Source organism: Ruminococcus sp. J1101004sp1_RTP21198st1_B9_RTP21198_201120, assembly GCF_040924245.1.
Lineage (GTDB): Bacteria > Bacillota > Clostridia > Lachnospirales > Lachnospiraceae > Blautia_A > Blautia_A faecis.
On sequence record NZ_JBCOMI010000023.1, the window covers coordinates 1 to 16,751 of the forward strand.

Sequence of the window (16,751 nt, forward strand, 5' to 3'; positions counted from 1 at the left end):
ATTAGCTTGCCGGAACGTTGCGACGCGCGGCGGTGAATATACATTGTGAAATCGCGTCCGGGATAACGACCAACACACTAAATAGTAAATAAAATAACAGGAGGAATTATCATGATTGCAGATTATGCAGACAAACTGAATACATATGAGGAATTTAAAGACTACGCTGACATGGTTCAGCAGTTTATCAAAAAACAGAAAGAGGAGAACCTTCCAGAAGGCAGGTACGACCTGGAAAACGGCATTTTTGCCTTGATTCAGAAATATACCACGAAGCCCCTGGATGGTGCACAGATGGAATCCCATAAGAAATACTGCGACCTTCAGTACATTGTAGAAGGCACTGAGAAAATCTACTGGGCATCTCTTCGCAACCTTACAGTGGAAGACGACCGCACCCCGGAAGCTGACATTATTTTCTATAAAAGTGGTCCGGAGCAGGGATACACTCTTCTGGAGGCTGGAATGTTCGGCTTCTACGCTCCTGAAGACGGTCATATGCCCTGCATCGCCGTAACTGAACCACAGCCAGCAACGAAGATCGTGTTTAAGATTCCGGTGAAAGGTTGACATTCGGGCATAATACATAAAAATTGAAATATAGTAGGAATCCCCTTGGATAGATAAAAGTGAACTTGTTAAAATCTATTTAAGGGGATTTTATTAACATAAATTAGAAAGTAAATCATGAAATGGGAACAAAAAGTGAATAATTCTTGATTCAATTGACTAAAATATAATGAAATGTTATGATGAAGCTACAGGCAGAATGGAGGGAAGATATGGACAATTCGATTGTGCGGTTAACTGGAATAAAGTTAAAGAATTTTAAAAATGTTAAGTATGGAGAACTGGATTTTTGTAATCGCAGGAAAGAGTACAATGCCAGCATCTTAGGCTTATATGGACAAAATGGGTCTGGGAAGACTGCGTTGATTGAGGCCTTGCAAATATTAAAATATCTTCTTTGCGGAAAAGAGATTCCAGAAGATTTTTGGGATTGTATTAATGTAGATGCAGAACAGGCAGAACTTCAATTCATTTTTGATGTACGTATTCCTAAATATAGCGAGAAATATGAGGCATATTATGAATTTAAGATGAAAAAAGAAGTAACGGAGTATGCGTATAATTGGAATGAGAAAAAAAATGATGAGCAAAAGACACGGTTGGTTATATATGATGAAATTCTTAGTTACTCTTATGCCGATAAAAGAGTTAAGGTAAGAAAAGGTCCCTTGATAGATACATGCACAGAATCCGTTTTTGTACCTGTTTCTAAGTATGAATGTCTTATTGGAAAAGATAAAGATATAATGACAGATTTGATTGTTGCAAAAAAGTTTGCATACAAAACTTCCAGATCTTTTATTTTTTCACCTGAATTATTGAACGCAAATAGAAAACAACAGTTTGATATGGAGAAGCAAGATGGTGAATTAAGTCTTGAATTTGTCAGACACAGGGTGCTGCTAATAAGATTAGCTTTATATGGAAATTCGGAACTATTTGTGATTGATACAGCTAATACAGGATTAATTAGTATGAATGCTCTTCCGTTAATCTTTAAATATGAAGATGAAGAAAACGAGTCTGTAGGATTGTTTACTTTACCATTGGATGGCCCTGCAATTGTAGAAAAGGGGAAAGCTGATGTTGTTTATAAAATTGTTAACAACATGAACATTGTTCTGCAACAGATTGTTCCCGGTCTTACCATCAGCTTAAAAGATTTGGGGACTCAGGTCATGGATGACGGAAAGATAGGAAATCGCGTTCAGCTGATGTCCCATAAAAATAGCAAAGAAATCCCGTTAAAAAATGAATCCGATGGCATTAAGAAAATTATTTCTATTCTTCAATTGTTGATTGTTGTGTATAATAATCCGTCAATTACAGTTGCAATTGATGAATTGGATTCCGGTATCTTTGAATATCTTCTCGGAGAGCTTTTAAGAATAATTTCTGAAAAAGGAAAAGGGCAGTTGATTTTCACATCCCATAATCTACGACCACTGGAGACCATTGACAGAGGGTTTATTGCATTTACAACAACGAATCCTGAGATGCGTTACATTAGAATGTCAAAAGTGAAGGACAACAATAACCTTCGCGATTTTTACTTCAGGGATATAGTTCTGGGAGAACAGAACGAGGAACTTTATGAGCCTACTAACAATGCAGAAATTGCATTTGCATTCAGAGAGGCTGGTGAAGTAAGTGGCACGTAAAAAATTATATATGTAATCGTGGAAGGTCCGTCTGATGATGAGGCTCTGGGAGTTATTTTAAACCGTTTGTATGATAAGAATGCTGTATATGTGGAAATTACCCATGGCGATATTACTTCGAGAAATGGCATTGTCGCGGGAAATATTGCATCCAAAATTGGAGATATGATACGCGGGTATGCAAATGCAAACCACTATAAAGCTGGTGATTTTCAAGAAGTGGTACATCTTATTGATATGGATGGAGCATTTATTCCGAATTCATTGGTAGTACAGGATGAAAACGCGGTGAAACCTTTTTATACAGAAAATGAAATTAAGTCAGCACAGCCAGACCAGATTCTTTTGCGAAATGCAAGAAAAAGTGAAAATATAAATCGCATTTGCCTAATGGGAAAAGTATGGGGATCGGTTCCTTATCGAGCTTATTATATGTCTGCAAATCTGGATCATGTACTGTATGATAAATTAAACAGTTCGGATAAAGATAAGGAAAATGATGCATTTTTATTTGCAAAAAGGTATAAAGATCGTCTGGATGAATTTCTTCAGTTTATAGCGGATTCGGAATTTTCTGTAGTTGGGGATTTCAAGGACTCCTGGGAATTTATAAAAGAGGGAAAGCATTCTTTGGAGAGGCATACGAATCTGGGGATTTGTTTTAAAGAAATAAGAGAAGAGAGAATGGCCAATTCTTGTGATTCAGATTGACAAGCTCTTAATAAAGCGTATACTATAGCGTGTTAAGACACATAGTAGGAGGAAAGAGCTATGAAAAACAACAATAGTATCAAAACCGTAGTTGCTATCGGTATCGGTGCTGCACTGTTCTTTGTACTGGGACGTTTTGTGGCGATCCCTAGTCCGGTCCCGAACACAAACATCAGTCTTCAGTACGCAGTACTTGGACTTCTTGCAGCAATGTATGGTCCGGTTGCAGGCGGACTCATTGGTTTCATCGGACATACACTGATCGACCTGTCCTGGGGTGGAAGCCCATGGTGGAGCTGGGTTATCACATCTGCATTTGTAGGTGTTGTGATCGGTCTGTTCGCCAAGAAGCTTCAGGTTCAGGAAGGCGATTTCGGAAAAGGCAAAGTTGCCGTTTTCACAGTTGCAAACGTGATCGCACATGTTGTAGGATGGGTAGTTGTTGCACCTGTACTTGACATTGTAATCTATGCTGAACCGGCAAACAAAGTATTCGCACAGGGTGCATTCGCCGCTGTTTCAAACACCATCACAGGTGTTGTAGTCGGCGGACTTCTGATTCTGGCTTATACAAAAACAATTGCAAAGAAAGGTTCCCTGGATCAGGAATAAGTTGAAAGGGAAATTTGTGAAAGACCTTGCTATGGGGAAACTTGTGGCAGGGTCTTTTTTGATGCATAATTTTATTGGATCCCAAAAGTAAATTTCGCAAGATTTATGCAAAATAAGATAAACTTTGGTAAGAAATTTTATTGTGGATTTAAGAAATTCGTGTTATCCTTTTGAGATGGTGTAAGGTGTACACTTATAGAGATGCAAATTGTTAAGTGGTTCTGAAGCAGTCACATTGTTTACAAATTGACGATGGATTCGCTTCAGGATATTTGATTTTGAGGTACTATATGACAGAGAAAAAATCTCCTATTATTTCTTTCAAAAACTTTTCTTTCCAGTACCGGGCACAGAAAAAGCCTACGCTGAAGGAAATTAATCTGGACATTTATCCTGGCGAGCGGGTGTTGATCGCAGGTCCTTCCGGCTGTGGAAAAAGTACTCTGGCAGGCTGCATCAATGGCCTGAATCCTTTTTCCAATCCAGGAGAATGCAGCGGGGAACTTATTGTGGATGGTGTGGATGCGCCGAAGAGCAGCATTTTTCAGCTCTCTGCACATGTGGGCACAGTGCTGCAGGATCCGGATGGTCAGTTTATCGGGCTGACGGTTGGCGAGGATATTGCCTTTGCATTGGAGAACATCTGCATGCCGCAGGATGAAATGCATGAGATCACCCGTCACGCGGCAGAGTTGGTTGGAATTCAGGATCATCTGGATTACGCGCCCCACGAGCTTTCCGGAGGGCAGAAGCAGCGCGTCAGCCTGGCGGGGGTAATGGTGGATCAGGTGAAAATTTTGTTGTTCGATGAGCCATTGGCCAATCTAGATCCAGCTACAGGTAAGCAGACTATTGAGCTGATCGACGAGATTCAGGAAAAAACAGATACTACGGTGGTGATCATTGAGCACCGTCTGGAGGATGTTTTGTGGCGAGATGTGGACCGTATCGTTCTTATGGGCGATGGAAAAATTCTGGCAGATCTTCATCCGGATGAGCTTTTGTCCACCAGACTTCTGGAAGAAAATGGAATCCGGGAGCCCCTTTATCTTACTGCGCTGCGTTATGCAGGCGTGGAACTGGTTCCGGCGAAGAAGCCGGCACATGCTGATTCTGTCGTGATAGATGAGGCGGACCGGAAGAAAATGACAGACTGGTTCTGGTCCCGTCCGGCAGCAGAGGCTGAGAAAGAACATGAGCCGCTGCTTGAAGTTAGAAATCTTACCTTTGGTTATGAGAGAGGCAGTCAGACCTTACGTGATGTTTCTCTTACAATCCACAAGGGTGAAATGGTCAGTATTGTGGGGAAAAACGGTGCCGGGAAATCTACTTTTTCCAAACTGGTCTGCGGCTTTGAGATACCAGATTCCGGTGAAATCCTTTTCCAGGGAAGGGATCTTCTGCAGGAAAATATCCGCCACAGAGCCAAACATATTGGCTATGTGATGCAGAATCCCAATCAGATGATTTCCAAGACTATGATTTTTGATGAGGTGGCATTGAGCCTTCGCAATATGGGAAAAAGCGAGGAAGAGATTCGGGAAAAAGTGGAGGAAACTTTGAAAGTCTGCGGACTTTTCCCATTTCGGAACTGGCCGGTATCGGCGCTTAGCTTCGGACAGAAGAAGCGTGTGACCATTGCCAGTGTGCTGGTGCAGGATCCGGAACTGATCATTCTGGATGAGCCGACTGCGGGACAGGATTTTCGCCATTATACAGAGATTATGGAGTTCCTTCGTGGGCTGAATGAAAAAGGGGTAACAGTTGTGATGATTACCCATGATATGCATTTGATGCTGGAATATACGCCTCGGGCACTGGTCTTTGCTGACGGCAGGCTGATCGCGGACAGAAGCGCGGCAGCAGCTCTTTGTGATCCACAGCTGATCCGTCAGGCGGCACTGAAGGAGACCAGTCTTTTTACCCTGGCGAACCAGCTGGGAATCAGTCCGGCGGAAGAGTTTGTGCAGCGTTTTATTGAGGAGGACAGGGAGGTGCGAAGCCATGGCCGCTAAGACAGTGTTGAATTATCTGCCAAGGGAAAGTGTGATACACAAGCTGACAGGTACCACCAAACTGGCGTTTTTCCTGCTTTTTACTTTTGCAAGTATGATCACTTATAATACGTGGGTACTGCTTGGGCTGTTTGCGGTGAGCCTGGCGGCGTTTAAGCTGAGTAAGATTAAGTTCCGCGAAGTGCGGTTTATGATGATTTTTATGCTGGTATTTCTGGTGTTGAATAATTTGTTTATTTTTCTGTTTGACCCAAATCAGGGAACCACATTGTACGGAACCAGACATGTGCTTTGCCACCTGTTCTGGCGGTATGATCTGACCGCAGAGCAGCTGTTTTATATGGTGAATATTTCTCTGAAATATTTTGTTGCGCTGCCGGTTGCAATCTTGTTTATTTCTGCAACGAACCCAAGTGAGTTTGCCGCCAGCCTGAACAGTATTGGAATTTCCTACAAAGTGGGTTATTCTGTGGCGATTGCGCTTCGTTATATTCCTGATATTCAGCGTGACTATCACAGCATCAGCCAGGCCCAGCAGGCAAGGGGCGTAGAGCTTGGAAAAAACGAGCACTTTTTTGCCCGGCTGAAGAATTCGGTGAATATTCTTCTGCCGCTGATCCTGACCAGCCTGAATCGGATTGATACCATTTCCAATGCCATGGAACTGCGTGGGTTCGGAAAGGATAAGAAGAGAACGTGGTATATGAAGAGACCTTTTGAGAAAAGGGACTTCGTGGCAATTGGAGTTGGCGTGCTGCTGCTAGCAGTCAGCCTGACGGTGACGATACGGTGGGGGAGATTTTATAATCCGTTTGTGTGAGGGAATTGAATAATATGAAAGATATGAGATGGCTGTGCGAGGGGGCTCGCATGGCTATTTCTTTTAAAGTAAATTAAGGAGTGTACATATTATATTTGGTTATTTGTGGGGGGAGACAGATATAAAAAGAAGCATGGCTGTCAAGAAGGAGATTGGATGCAATCTTTAAACGCACTATTAGTAAAACATTGGAAAAGGCATTCTATGGTCAATCATATGAAGTGAAAATTTTATGGTTCCTTCTTGTATTCTGAATTTGTGCGTGTTACTATGAACTTGTAGATATCTTTTGATCTGTGAAGCGTTTCTTGCGTAAGGAGGAAAAATGAGCAGAAAGCCACAGAACAAAAGAAAAAGAGACACTGCTTACCATCCGGAGCTGCATACAAGAGATGTGAACAGCCGGGAGATTTTCAAAAACGATACACTTGCCAGCCAGTTTTTGAGAAATTATACGAATATTCCATTGTTTGCGAATGTTCAGCCTGAAGATATCAAGGATGTATCCAGCAAATCAACTCTATTTACAGCAATGCGCCGGAAGCGATAAAAGAAATTTACAAGAAGATTTTATGGACTTTACTAATAAAGATGAATGTGCCCGTGGACGAGGCAAGAGAGATGATGGGCGAGATTGGAGGTCGTGGAATGGGTTATCTGTTTGAAAAAAGAGCAAATGTAACCGAAAACTAAATTTAAGTAAGGGAAACAAATCACGATGAAAGGTATTAATACGTAAAATAAACTTAAGTGAAATTTATAAAAACAAACCTCCGGTTCTCAGGGACACTCTGAGAGCCGGAGATTTTATCTTCAATTCACAAAGGAGAAAACCATCATGAATTTATCCAATATTTTCGAATCCACCGATTTCGTCCACGCCAGTGGTACGAAGGAGGAACTGCAGGTTGCTGAATTTCTGAAAGCGCAGTGCGAGGAACTGGGCGTACTTGCTCATCTGGAGGCTTTTCGGGTTGCTATGGGAGAGATTGAATCTGCGCATTTGTTTGCAGATGGGAAGGAAATCACCTGTAAGGCGTTTAACTGCTGTGGCAGCGGCAGCGTAGAGGGAGAGCTTTATTATATGCCGGGAACGGATCCTGTTTCCATAGCAGGTGCAAAAGATAAAATTGTACTGATGGACACTCAGGGAGTTGGATTTTTTGTTTACCAGGATCTGATAAAAGCAGGAGCAAAGGGAATTATTTTCCAGTACGGAAATATGTATTATCCAAATACAGATATTGACCAGCGCGATCTGCGCGAAGCCGTTGTAGGGGAAGAACGGAAAGTTCTTTGCGCCATGATCCATTCCAGCCAGGCAGTAGAACTGGTGAAAAATAAGGTGAAGAACATTCGTCTGGAGGTTTCCCAGAAAGAGTACGACGGAGAGTCCCACAATGTAATTGCAGAGCTTCCTGGCAGACGGGACGAGTTTATTGTGCTTAGTGCCCATTACGATTCCACTTCTTTATCCCACGGCGCTTATGACAACATGAGTGGCTGCGCAGGTTTGCTTGGAATTATGGAACAGCTGAAGGGAAAAGAACTAAACTATGGTCTTCGTTTCGTATTCTGCGGAAGTGAGGAGAGAGGGCTTCTGGGCTCTAAAGCATATGTGAAGGAGCATAAAGAGGAACTGGACAAAATAGTGCTGAACATTAATCTGGATATGATTGGAACTTATATGGGTAAATTTATCTCCTGTGTTTCCGCAGAGGACAAGCTGGCACATTATATATCTTATATGGCAGCAGAAATCGGTTTTCCAATTGAGGCAAAGACCGGAGTGTATTCCAGTGATTCTACACCTTTTGCAGACAGCGGAATTCCGGCACTCTCTTTTGCCAGAATTGCCAGCTCCAATGTGGCACCAATTCATTGCCGCTATGATGTGAAGGAGGTTATGTCCATGGAGCAGCTACAGGGGGATATTGATTTTCTGGTGAAGTTTACAGAACGTTTTGCAAATGCAGCAGTGTGTCCGGTTGCAAGGGAGATTCCGGAGAAAATCAAGAAAGAACTGGATGAGTATCTTGCAAGAAAAAGAAAAGAGCAGTAGGGGAGGCTTCCTATGAGTTACATAACCACATACACAAGAAACCATTTCAATCCAGTTCATCCGGAGGCGGAGAAGATTGATATTCAGGATATTGCACATGCGTTGTCGCTGACCTGTAGGGGAAATGGACATGTAAGTTCTTTCTGGTCTGTTGGGGAGCATTGTATTTGCTGTGCGAAGGAGGCTCTTGGGCGAGGGTATTCCAATCGTCAGGCGCTGGCTTGTCTTTTGCATGATGCCAGCGAGTGCTATATGTCAGATGTGCCCCGTCCGCTGAAGCAGGAGATGCCCAGATACCGTGAGGTGGAAGAGCAGCTGCTTCAGGTGATTTATAAGAAATTTCTGGGAAGCAGTCTGACTGATGAAGAAGCGCAGCGTCTGAAAGAAATTGATGATGATCTTCTCTGGTATGATTTAGAGGTTCTTCTGGAAGAGAAACAACCGGGGGATGCACCGAAGCTGCACTTTGAGCTGGATTATACAGTGCGGCCGTTTGTTGAAGTAGAGCAGGAATATCTGGAAATGTTTCAAAAACTGAGCGAATCATAAAAGACAGATTTTTACCCGGAGAATGCGGCATTTATTATGCAGAAATATGAGGGATGGCAGATTCAGAAACAGACCTCAGACAGATTCTATGGGAGGAATTACACATGAACCAGGAGATAAAAATAGCGGTTTGTGATGACCTTGCGGAAGACAGGGAGAATATCACCCGGCTGCTTTCGGAATACACAGACAAAAATAACCTATATGTGAAAATAGAAGAATTTTCTTCCGGGGAGGCATTTTTATCCTCAGATACATCCGTTTATTCACTGGTTTTTATGGATATTTTTATGAGTGGGATGAACGGTATGGAGACGGCGAAGAAGCTGATTTCAAGAAACAGCCGGGTGCAGATCGTGTTCGGGAGCACCAGTACGGAGTTTGCAGCAGAGGCCTTTGATATTGAGGCGCTTCATTACATGGTGAAGCCAGTGAGAAAAGAGAAGCTGTTTCACATTCTGGATCGCTTTTTTGACAGTGTCTACTCCCTGCGGACTGTGAACGTGAAAGTGGGACGGCTGGAGGAGAGCATTTACATTTCCGATATTCTGTATGCAGAAGCAGATGGAAAACGAGCGAAAATTCACACGAAAAAGGGCGTGATAGATGCTTCCATGTCTATGGCAGATCTGGAAAAGGTTCTGCCAGCCAATGAGTTTTGCCGCCCGATCCGGTGGGCGCTGGTTTCCATGAGGGAAATCGTGGCTATGCCTACGGATATTCTGAAGCTGTCGGATAAGACAGAAATCCCCATCAGTCGTCTTAAGCGAAAGGAAATCCAGGATGCTTTTGCAAATTATAGCTGGCGAAGTACGAGACGGCGCATGCGGGGCGGAATCCTGTAAAAGAATTTACAGACTACGTTATAATTATAAAAGGAAAAAACTTTATAGCGTGTTTGAAAAAAGGTTTTCTGTAAAATATACGTTATAATCTGCAGGAGAAACTTGAAACGAAATATTGAGAGAACGTTTCGGACATGTTATGATTTGGAAAATATGAAAAACCTTTAGAAAACATTTTTTTGAAAGCGGAGGACATCATACTATGGGAAAAATTATTAATTTATCAGCAGTACTGGAAAAAGAAGAGAAATTACAGCAGGTAGTAGATTACATGGAGGAACTGAAAGACCAGTTTTCAGATTTGATCCAGGAGTATGAGGATGATGGCGCAGATGTAAGGAAAGTCGATACACTGACTGAGGCTCTGGACGCGCTGGAAGATGCATATGAGATGGTCTGTGAAGTTGCTGAGGAAGAGGAGTGATAATTTATTTAAAATAAGGTACATTCAGCTAAAAACACGAAACAACACAACGTGTTAATTAGTACTGGGTGTACTTTTCTTGTATATTGTGGAGATTTTGTAGTGTATAGAAATCGTACAAGCGTCGCTACGCGACGGCTCTAATGTTACTGTGAACTTTGTTCACAAAAAACACCTCGCGGAATGTTACCAGTGAACAGTAACGCTCCAATCTATTTTCTCATATAAAATCCCAAAAACCTATTGACATAGTGGGTTAATAGTGGTAATATCCATTTAACGAATAAATAACCCAGTAAATCAATACGGAATATCGACAATTATTGCCGAAGAAGCAAGCTGGCAGTTACTGGGGGCAGATACAGACATAACAGGCGGGCCGCCATACGGCGACATCACCTCGAATAAATGTAAAGCGGCCGCAGGCGCCGGGAAAGGAATGGATATGGCATACTATAAGGGAACACTTGGATTGATCGGAAACACCCCACTTGTAGAGGTTACAAATATTGAGAAGGAGCTTGGACTGGAAGCTACTGTTCTTGTGAAGCTGGAATACTTTAACCCGGCAGGAAGCGTTAAGGACAGAATTGCCAAGGCTATGATCGAGGACGCAGAGCAGAAAGGAATTCTGAAGGAAGGTTCCGTAATCATTGAGCCAACTTCTGGAAATACCGGAATCGGTCTGGCATCTATCGCAGCAGCTAAGGGATACAGAATCATCCTCACCATGCCAGAGACCATGAGTGTTGAGCGTCGAAACATTTTGAAAGCATACGGCGCAGAGCTTGTTCTTACCGATGGAACCAAGGGAATGAAAGGTGCCATTGCCAGGGCCAACGAACTGGCAGAGGAGATTCCGAACAGCTTCATCCCAGGACAGTTTGTGAACCCGGCGAACCCGGCAGTGCACAAGGCGACTACAGGTCCGGAGATCTGGAAGGACACTGAGGGAAAGGTTGATATCTTCATCGCAGGTGTTGGTACAGGCGGAACCCTTACCGGAACAGGTGAATATCTGAAAGAGCAGAACCCGAATGTGAAAATTGTAGCACTTGAGCCTTCTACCTCCCCGGTATTATCTGAGGGAAAAGCAGGTCCGCACAAGATCCAGGGAATCGGTGCCGGATTTGTTCCGGATGTTCTGAATACCAAAGTTTATGATGAGATTTATAAAGCAGAGGCTGATGAGGCATTTGCCACAGCGAAGCTTCTTGCACACAAAGAAGGAATCCTGGTTGGAATTTCTTCCGGAGCTGCGTTAAAAGCCGCAATTGACTATGCAAAGAAGCCTGAGAATAAGGGCAAAGTGATTGTAGCCCTTCTTCCGGATACTGGTGACAGATATTATTCTACACCACTGTTCACTGAATAAAGATACATAGTAAACATACGGTAACTGTGAAGGCATTGCGCAGTTATAGTTTACCAAATAAGAAGCCTCACTATCTGATATCGCTTATACAGAGTTGTTATCAGATCGGTGAGGCTTTTTTGCGTAATATTACGCTATTATTTTATTTGGCTAGCAATTGTACCGTCAGCATTGATAGTACAATTATCGGTCGGATTGAATTCGAGAATGTACATAAAAATTGCATGCTTATACATAAAAACGACAACTAACTTTTCCGGCGCCGTTTGTGATTGTAAGGGAAAATAGCTATGCTAAAATGGATTTAGTCAATTATCAAAAATAAATGTAATTGTTCAGTGCTAATTTTCAAAATGCTTTGTATTTCGTCATTTGATTCTGACCAGTTACAAATGAATTTAAGGGAGAGAAAAGAATTATGAAAAGGAAGGCAATCAGCCGGATACTTGCAATTTCGCTGAGTGTTGCAATGTGTGCACAAAGCATTCCGATTTATGCTGCAGAAGAAATTGGGACTTCAGCTGCAGCGGACTTCTTCGCAGAAGATTCTATTGAAAACCAGAGTTTGAATGAAGGCGACGCGGAAACCAACGCGGAAACTAACACGGAATCTAATACAGAAACCAACACGAAAGCCGATGCGACAACCGGCATATCGGAAGCGTATACGTTGGAAGAGAGTAATTCAGCGACCACATCGGAGGAAACGGTTACTGACGAGGATGGATTCTGGTCTGGAGAATCAGAAACAGTTGAATCTTCAGCAAATGGTTCTGGTGGATGGGAATCTGCGGAAATGGATGGAGCAGAAGCGGGAGATGAGGCGGTAAAGCGAGATGCTGCAGCTTTTGTTTCGGGAGACGTGGAAGAAAACGTAGAGGAAACTGGAGAAACAAATGAATTGGAAGAGGCTCTTTCTGAATCGGCAGAGATGACAGAAGGTGATTTTTCCTATGTAATTGTAAATAACAGTTATGCGCGTATTACCAGATATTCCGGAAGTGCCACCATCGTTCAGGTTCCGTCTACCATAGGTGGTTATGCGGTTCAGGTGATCGGAGCGAGAGCATTCCAGGGAAATACAGTGCTGGAAAGTATGGAGCTTCCCGATGGCCTGACTACCATATATGCTTATGCATTTGCAGACTGTACAAACCTTACCCAGATCAATCTGTCAGAAGGTCTTAATATACGCCTATGCATTTGAAAAATGTACCAGTATCACCAGCATACACCTGCCAGACAGCATTACCACGATGGGCTATAAAGTCTTTGGAGGATGCAGCAATCTTGAGAGTGCCAATTATCCGGTAAACTGGGTAAACAGCCCCAGTGGAAACGGATCGAACAGTTATGAATATGGAAATGTATTTTCCGGCTGTCCGAAACTGACCGAGATAGAGATTCCGGAAGGAGTAAAGGTAATCGCGCCGCATAGCTTTGCAAGCTTAACCACACTAACCAGTGTAACGTTGCCATCAAGCCTGACCGAAATCGGTGCATACGCATTCGCAGGAGCAACCGGTCTCACAGAAGTAACGCTTCCTTCCAATACCAAGACGATAAGAGATTATGCATTTGCCGACTGCGCAGGTTTAAAGGATATTTACATTCCAGATTCCACTACTGATATCAGGAAAGCTGTATTCGAAAACTGCCCACAGCTGACGATACATTGCAGTTATTATTCTATGGCAACCATATATGCCATTGAAAATAATATTCCATTTGAGCAAATTGGAACTTATACGGACAGCGCCGAAACCGTCCTGGATCGTTCAGGCACCAGCTATTACGGAGACTTCGGAAGTGCCACAGCCAATGGATATGTGGCCATGACAGTACGCTATAACATAAAAGACACATGGAAATCCGCAGTAAGCGACCTGAATGTGAAGCTGGTTCTTCCTTCCAACGGAGAGCTTGACGAATCCACATTAAAGGTGGATGGGGAGTTATGCCAGAACTATAATTTAAAGGACAGGACACTGACCATTCCTGTGAGCGGTACCTCTGGAATTATCCGTTTCAGTATCAAAGCACAGAGTCAGTCGGCAGCACGCAGCTACGCTATTTTGAACTACAAAAAGAATAGAAACTCCAGCCAGGAAATCATTGGTGTATTAAATGAAAGCATTAATCTGTTCACCATAGATGCACCAGATGTTGTATCAAAGCCAACCGTAAATGTTTCCGGTATGGCAAATGCCGGTGGAACTGTTACCCTGCTTGTGGATGAGAAAGAACAGCAGACAGTCCAGGTATCAAAGGCAGGTTTATGGTCTGCCGTCCTTACACTGGAAAATCCTTCCAACTATGAGACATATAAGATCAAAGCACTCTGCACACAGGCAGATGGTACAACAGAAACAAGAACTGCCGCAGTTACCTATAATGAAGGAGAACCCTCAATCGAGTCCTTCAAAATGTACTATAATGAGCATGACAAAATAAAATCCTACGATCTGACAAAGACAGACGGAGTAACACCTTTGGTGTATTACCTTCCGAAAAGCAAATTTGACTATGAGCTTACCTTTGAAAATCCGGAACAGATAAAGACTCTGTATGTTACAAGTACCAGAAACAACCAGACGAAATATCTGGAAGCAACCTATGATCCAGAAAAAAATGCGTTTGTGACAGACGGATATTTCGATGAATCCGATCACAACTATGTTCCTGGCGTGATTAGCTATGAATATAACAAAACAGTTCCAGAAGTAAAAATGGGACAGGATTTTGACTGGGAGGCTCTGCAGAAAGGACTTCCGGAAGGTGCAGAAAAGGATATTACGGTAAGGAAAAATACAGCAACCGATTATGACGCAACCATTGATCTCAGTAAATTCGGGGAGGATCTGAAAGATGTAGGACTGGATGTCACCATCAGCGTGTTTGACGAGAGCAACGGTTCCAGTATGGGAACATGGAAGGGATTGATCGACGAAGCCAATAAAGATATGGGCTATCTGATCCCGGGGTACGATGACAGCAAGTATATCTGCAACCTGGATTATTCCGACAAAGGCACCTGGTATATGCTGGTAAAGGATGTTACCGGAAATAAATACATTGGATTTATGCTGGACACTGCTACTGAAAATGCCGGGACTCTGGATCAGTACTGGACACTTTCCCAGATTTCCTCCCACCTGTCAACAATAAATAAGGGAGCGTCCATGTTATATCAGAACTATCAGATTGAGAAAGACATGGATGAGCTGAGAAAAGATGTACTGGCTTCCGGCGGTCACTATTCTGACCAGGAATTAAAGGAGAAATTGAAAGCTGTGGATAATCTAGAGAGTGACCAGAAAATGTTTATGATCATGACAGCGATGATTCCACTGGTCGTAGCAGGAGGGGCGATGGGCGCAGGCCCGGTAATTGCGCTGACTGCCATATTGGGAACGATTACAGCAGCTTCCTCATTATTCTGGGATATCAGAAAAGCAGATATTAAAGGGGAAAAATTCAAGCTTCGTTTTGTAGTAGATCCAAGCGGCTATGTGTTTGATCTTTCCACAGGAGAGAGAATTGAGGATGTTACCGTAACAGCTTACTGGATCCCATATGATGAGTCAGATGATTTCTGGAATAAAACGCCGTCCCCATCCGAGTATGGAACAAAATGGAATGCGGGGGAGTATAACCAGTACAATCCTCTTCAGACAAATGCAGACGGAAAATATGCATGGGATGTTCCGGAAGGCTGGTGGAGAGTAAAATACGAGAAAGAGGGATATGAAACTACATGGAGTGACTGGATGACCGTTCCGCCTCTTCGAACCGAAGTGAATATCGGTATGGTATCGCAGACAAAACCGTCGGTAGAGCACAGCTGGGATAACGGAACGGTAGTCATAGCAGCGACTTGTACTTCCACAGGAATTATCAGCTATGAGTGCACGGACTGCCATATTACCAGAACAGAGGTTTTACCGGTGAATCCGGACGCCCACAGCTGGGATAACGGAAATGTGACAAAGGAAGCCACCTGTACTGAGGAAGGCATCAGAACCTTTGCCTGTGTGAATTGTGGGCAGACCAGAACCGAGAAGCTGCCAGCGAAGGGACATGGGGAAACAGAGGTCAGAGGGAAAAAAGCTGCAACCTGTGCAAGTGAAGGTTATACAGGAGATACTTATTGCAAGACCTGCGGAACCAGATTAAGCTGCGGTGAAACAATCGCGAAGACAGAACACTCCTGGGGAGAATGGGAAAAGACAGCAGATGCTACTGTATTTGCAGCTCAGAAAGAGAAGAGAATCTGCCAGGTTTGCCAGACCACAGAAGAAAGAGATAATGGAAATCCGCTGACTTCCAAAATGACACTTACAGCTTCCAGTCTGAAAATGAAAATAAAACAGACCACAAAAGCGTTCCAGATTTCCGGCATGGAGAGTGGGGACTATGTAGCATCTGTGGTTTCAGGCAACAGTAAGCTTCTGAAGGTAAGCTCCTACACGAAAGACGGTGCAGTTACGCTGAAGGCTCAGAAGAAAACAGGAAAGACGAAACTTACAGTGACTCTGGCTGGTGGGGCAGTAAAAACTGTGAATGTTACCATCCAGAAGGGAACGGTGAAAACCACCAAAATTTCAGGTGTACCGAAGAAAATCACCTTAAAGAAAGGGAAGAAACAGACCCTGGCACCGATTCTGGCGCCGATCACAACCCAGCAGAAAGTGACTTATACCACATCTAATAAGAAGGTCTGCACTGTGACAAAAGGTGGTGTGATCACAGCGAAGAAAAAAGGTACTGCAAAAGTTACGGTACGCTCCGGAAGCAAAAAGGTGATTATTACAGTCAAAGTGTGGTAAGTTGCAAGAGAGCGAAGCGGGCTACGCCGACTGAAAGAAGACAAAATATACCGTAAAGCGGGGCGTGCAGATTGTAAGAATGATTAGGGGGGCAGACTTTAGAACTGCCAATATTACAGGATGTATGATGCCTCTGATAAACTGCCGTGTCTGATATGTTTAAGAAACATATTGAACACGGCAGTTTTTTTTAACAGGATAACTGTTTAGTATCTTCACACTGCCTTCTGGATAGTTGTCAAACAGGTTGTGCTGTGCATAAAAAAAGCAATCTTGTG

At 43.2% G+C, this 16,751-nt stretch carries 14 protein-coding genes; all 14 read left to right on the forward strand.

What is annotated here, in order from left to right; genetic code table 11:
* Positions 1-111 precede the first annotated feature (111 nt).
* Positions 112-570 carry a YhcH/YjgK/YiaL family protein gene (locus tag AB5618_RS15025; protein WP_173769163.1) on the forward strand — a complete coding sequence of 153 codons (459 nt, stop codon included), beginning with the start codon at positions 112-114 and terminating at the stop codon, positions 568-570.
* Positions 571-782: 212 nt separating this feature from the next.
* Positions 783-2,231 (forward strand): AAA family ATPase, encoded by a 1,449-nt coding sequence (locus AB5618_RS15030; RefSeq protein WP_173716766.1) that lies wholly within the window; start codon positions 783-785, stop codon positions 2,229-2,231.
* Positions 2,232-2,297: 66 nt separating this feature from the next.
* The gene (locus AB5618_RS15035; RefSeq protein WP_256144271.1) at positions 2,298-2,942 is read left to right on the forward strand and encodes a hypothetical protein; all 645 of its coding nucleotides are present in this window, start codon (positions 2,298-2,300) and stop codon (positions 2,940-2,942) included.
* A gap of 60 nt (positions 2,943-3,002) precedes the next feature.
* Positions 3,003-3,554, forward strand: a complete 552-nt coding sequence (locus AB5618_RS15040) for an ECF-type riboflavin transporter substrate-binding protein (protein ID WP_148461353.1) — start codon at positions 3,003-3,005, stop codon at positions 3,552-3,554.
* 290 nt (positions 3,555-3,844) lie between these two features.
* Positions 3,845-5,569: an ABC transporter ATP-binding protein gene (locus AB5618_RS15045; protein ID WP_148461354.1), complete on the forward strand. Its 1,725-nt coding sequence runs from the start codon at positions 3,845-3,847 to the stop codon at positions 5,567-5,569.
* Complete coding sequence (locus tag AB5618_RS15050; protein WP_148461355.1) at positions 5,559-6,389, forward strand: energy-coupling factor transporter transmembrane protein EcfT; 831 nt, start codon at positions 5,559-5,561, stop codon at positions 6,387-6,389. Before AB5618_RS15045 ends, AB5618_RS15050 begins: the two co-directional genes overlap by 11 nt.
* A 325-nt stretch (positions 6,390-6,714) precedes the next feature.
* Positions 6,715-6,939, forward strand: coding sequence for a hypothetical protein (locus tag AB5618_RS15055; protein WP_148461356.1), 225 nt, complete (start codon positions 6,715-6,717; stop codon positions 6,937-6,939).
* Between the two features lie 288 nt (positions 6,940-7,227).
* Complete coding sequence (locus AB5618_RS15060) at positions 7,228-8,451, forward strand: M28 family metallopeptidase (protein ID WP_368366868.1); 1,224 nt, start codon at positions 7,228-7,230, stop codon at positions 8,449-8,451.
* A gap of 12 nt (positions 8,452-8,463) precedes the next feature.
* A complete protein-coding gene (locus AB5618_RS15065; RefSeq protein WP_118577906.1) occupies positions 8,464-9,000 on the forward strand; it encodes a hypothetical protein in 537 nt (178 codons plus the stop codon).
* A gap of 104 nt (positions 9,001-9,104) precedes the next feature.
* The gene (locus tag AB5618_RS15070) at positions 9,105-9,845 is read left to right on the forward strand and encodes a LytTR family DNA-binding domain-containing protein (protein WP_173769152.1); all 741 of its coding nucleotides are present in this window, start codon (positions 9,105-9,107) and stop codon (positions 9,843-9,845) included.
* 202 nt (positions 9,846-10,047) lie between these two features.
* Entirely contained in the window at positions 10,048-10,269 is a 222-nt protein-coding gene (locus tag AB5618_RS15075) for a hypothetical protein (protein ID WP_118577908.1), read from the forward strand.
* A gap of 445 nt (positions 10,270-10,714) precedes the next feature.
* The gene (gene cysK / locus AB5618_RS15080) at positions 10,715-11,644 is read left to right on the forward strand and encodes a cysteine synthase A (RefSeq protein WP_148461361.1); all 930 of its coding nucleotides are present in this window, start codon (positions 10,715-10,717) and stop codon (positions 11,642-11,644) included.
* A gap of 418 nt (positions 11,645-12,062) precedes the next feature.
* Entirely contained in the window at positions 12,063-12,851 is a 789-nt protein-coding gene (locus AB5618_RS15085) for a leucine-rich repeat protein (RefSeq protein ID WP_173769151.1), read from the forward strand.
* Between the two features lie 49 nt (positions 12,852-12,900).
* Positions 12,901-16,473, forward strand: a complete 3,573-nt coding sequence (locus AB5618_RS15090) for a leucine-rich repeat protein (RefSeq protein ID WP_368366878.1) — start codon at positions 12,901-12,903, stop codon at positions 16,471-16,473.
* The last annotated feature ends 278 nt before the right edge of the window (positions 16,474-16,751 follow it).

Bases quoted from the DNA above. Each gene is read 5' to 3' on its own strand.
- AB5618_RS15050 (WP_148461355.1), top strand. From the start codon at position 5,559: ATGGCCGCTAAGACAGTGTTGAATTATCTGCCAAGGGAAAGTGTGATA.
- AB5618_RS15040 (WP_148461353.1), top strand. From the start codon at position 3,003: ATGAAAAACAACAATAGTATCAAAACCGTAGTTGCTATCGGTATCGGT.
- AB5618_RS15030 (WP_173716766.1), top strand. From the start codon at position 783: ATGGACAATTCGATTGTGCGGTTAACTGGAATAAAGTTAAAGAATTTT.
- AB5618_RS15065 (WP_118577906.1), top strand. From the start codon at position 8,464: ATGAGTTACATAACCACATACACAAGAAACCATTTCAATCCAGTTCAT.
- AB5618_RS15075 (WP_118577908.1), top strand. From the start codon at position 10,048: ATGGGAAAAATTATTAATTTATCAGCAGTACTGGAAAAAGAAGAGAAA.
- AB5618_RS15045 (WP_148461354.1), top strand. From the start codon at position 3,845: ATGACAGAGAAAAAATCTCCTATTATTTCTTTCAAAAACTTTTCTTTC.
- AB5618_RS15085 (WP_173769151.1), top strand. From the start codon at position 12,063: ATGAAAAGGAAGGCAATCAGCCGGATACTTGCAATTTCGCTGAGTGTT.
- AB5618_RS15055 (WP_148461356.1), top strand. From the start codon at position 6,715: ATGAGCAGAAAGCCACAGAACAAAAGAAAAAGAGACACTGCTTACCAT.
- AB5618_RS15025 (WP_173769163.1), top strand. From the start codon at position 112: ATGATTGCAGATTATGCAGACAAACTGAATACATATGAGGAATTTAAA.
- cysK (WP_148461361.1), top strand. From the start codon at position 10,715: ATGGCATACTATAAGGGAACACTTGGATTGATCGGAAACACCCCACTT.
- AB5618_RS15090 (WP_368366878.1), top strand. From the start codon at position 12,901: ATGGGCTATAAAGTCTTTGGAGGATGCAGCAATCTTGAGAGTGCCAAT.
- AB5618_RS15070 (WP_173769152.1), top strand. From the start codon at position 9,105: ATGAACCAGGAGATAAAAATAGCGGTTTGTGATGACCTTGCGGAAGAC.
- AB5618_RS15060 (WP_368366868.1), top strand. From the start codon at position 7,228: ATGAATTTATCCAATATTTTCGAATCCACCGATTTCGTCCACGCCAGT.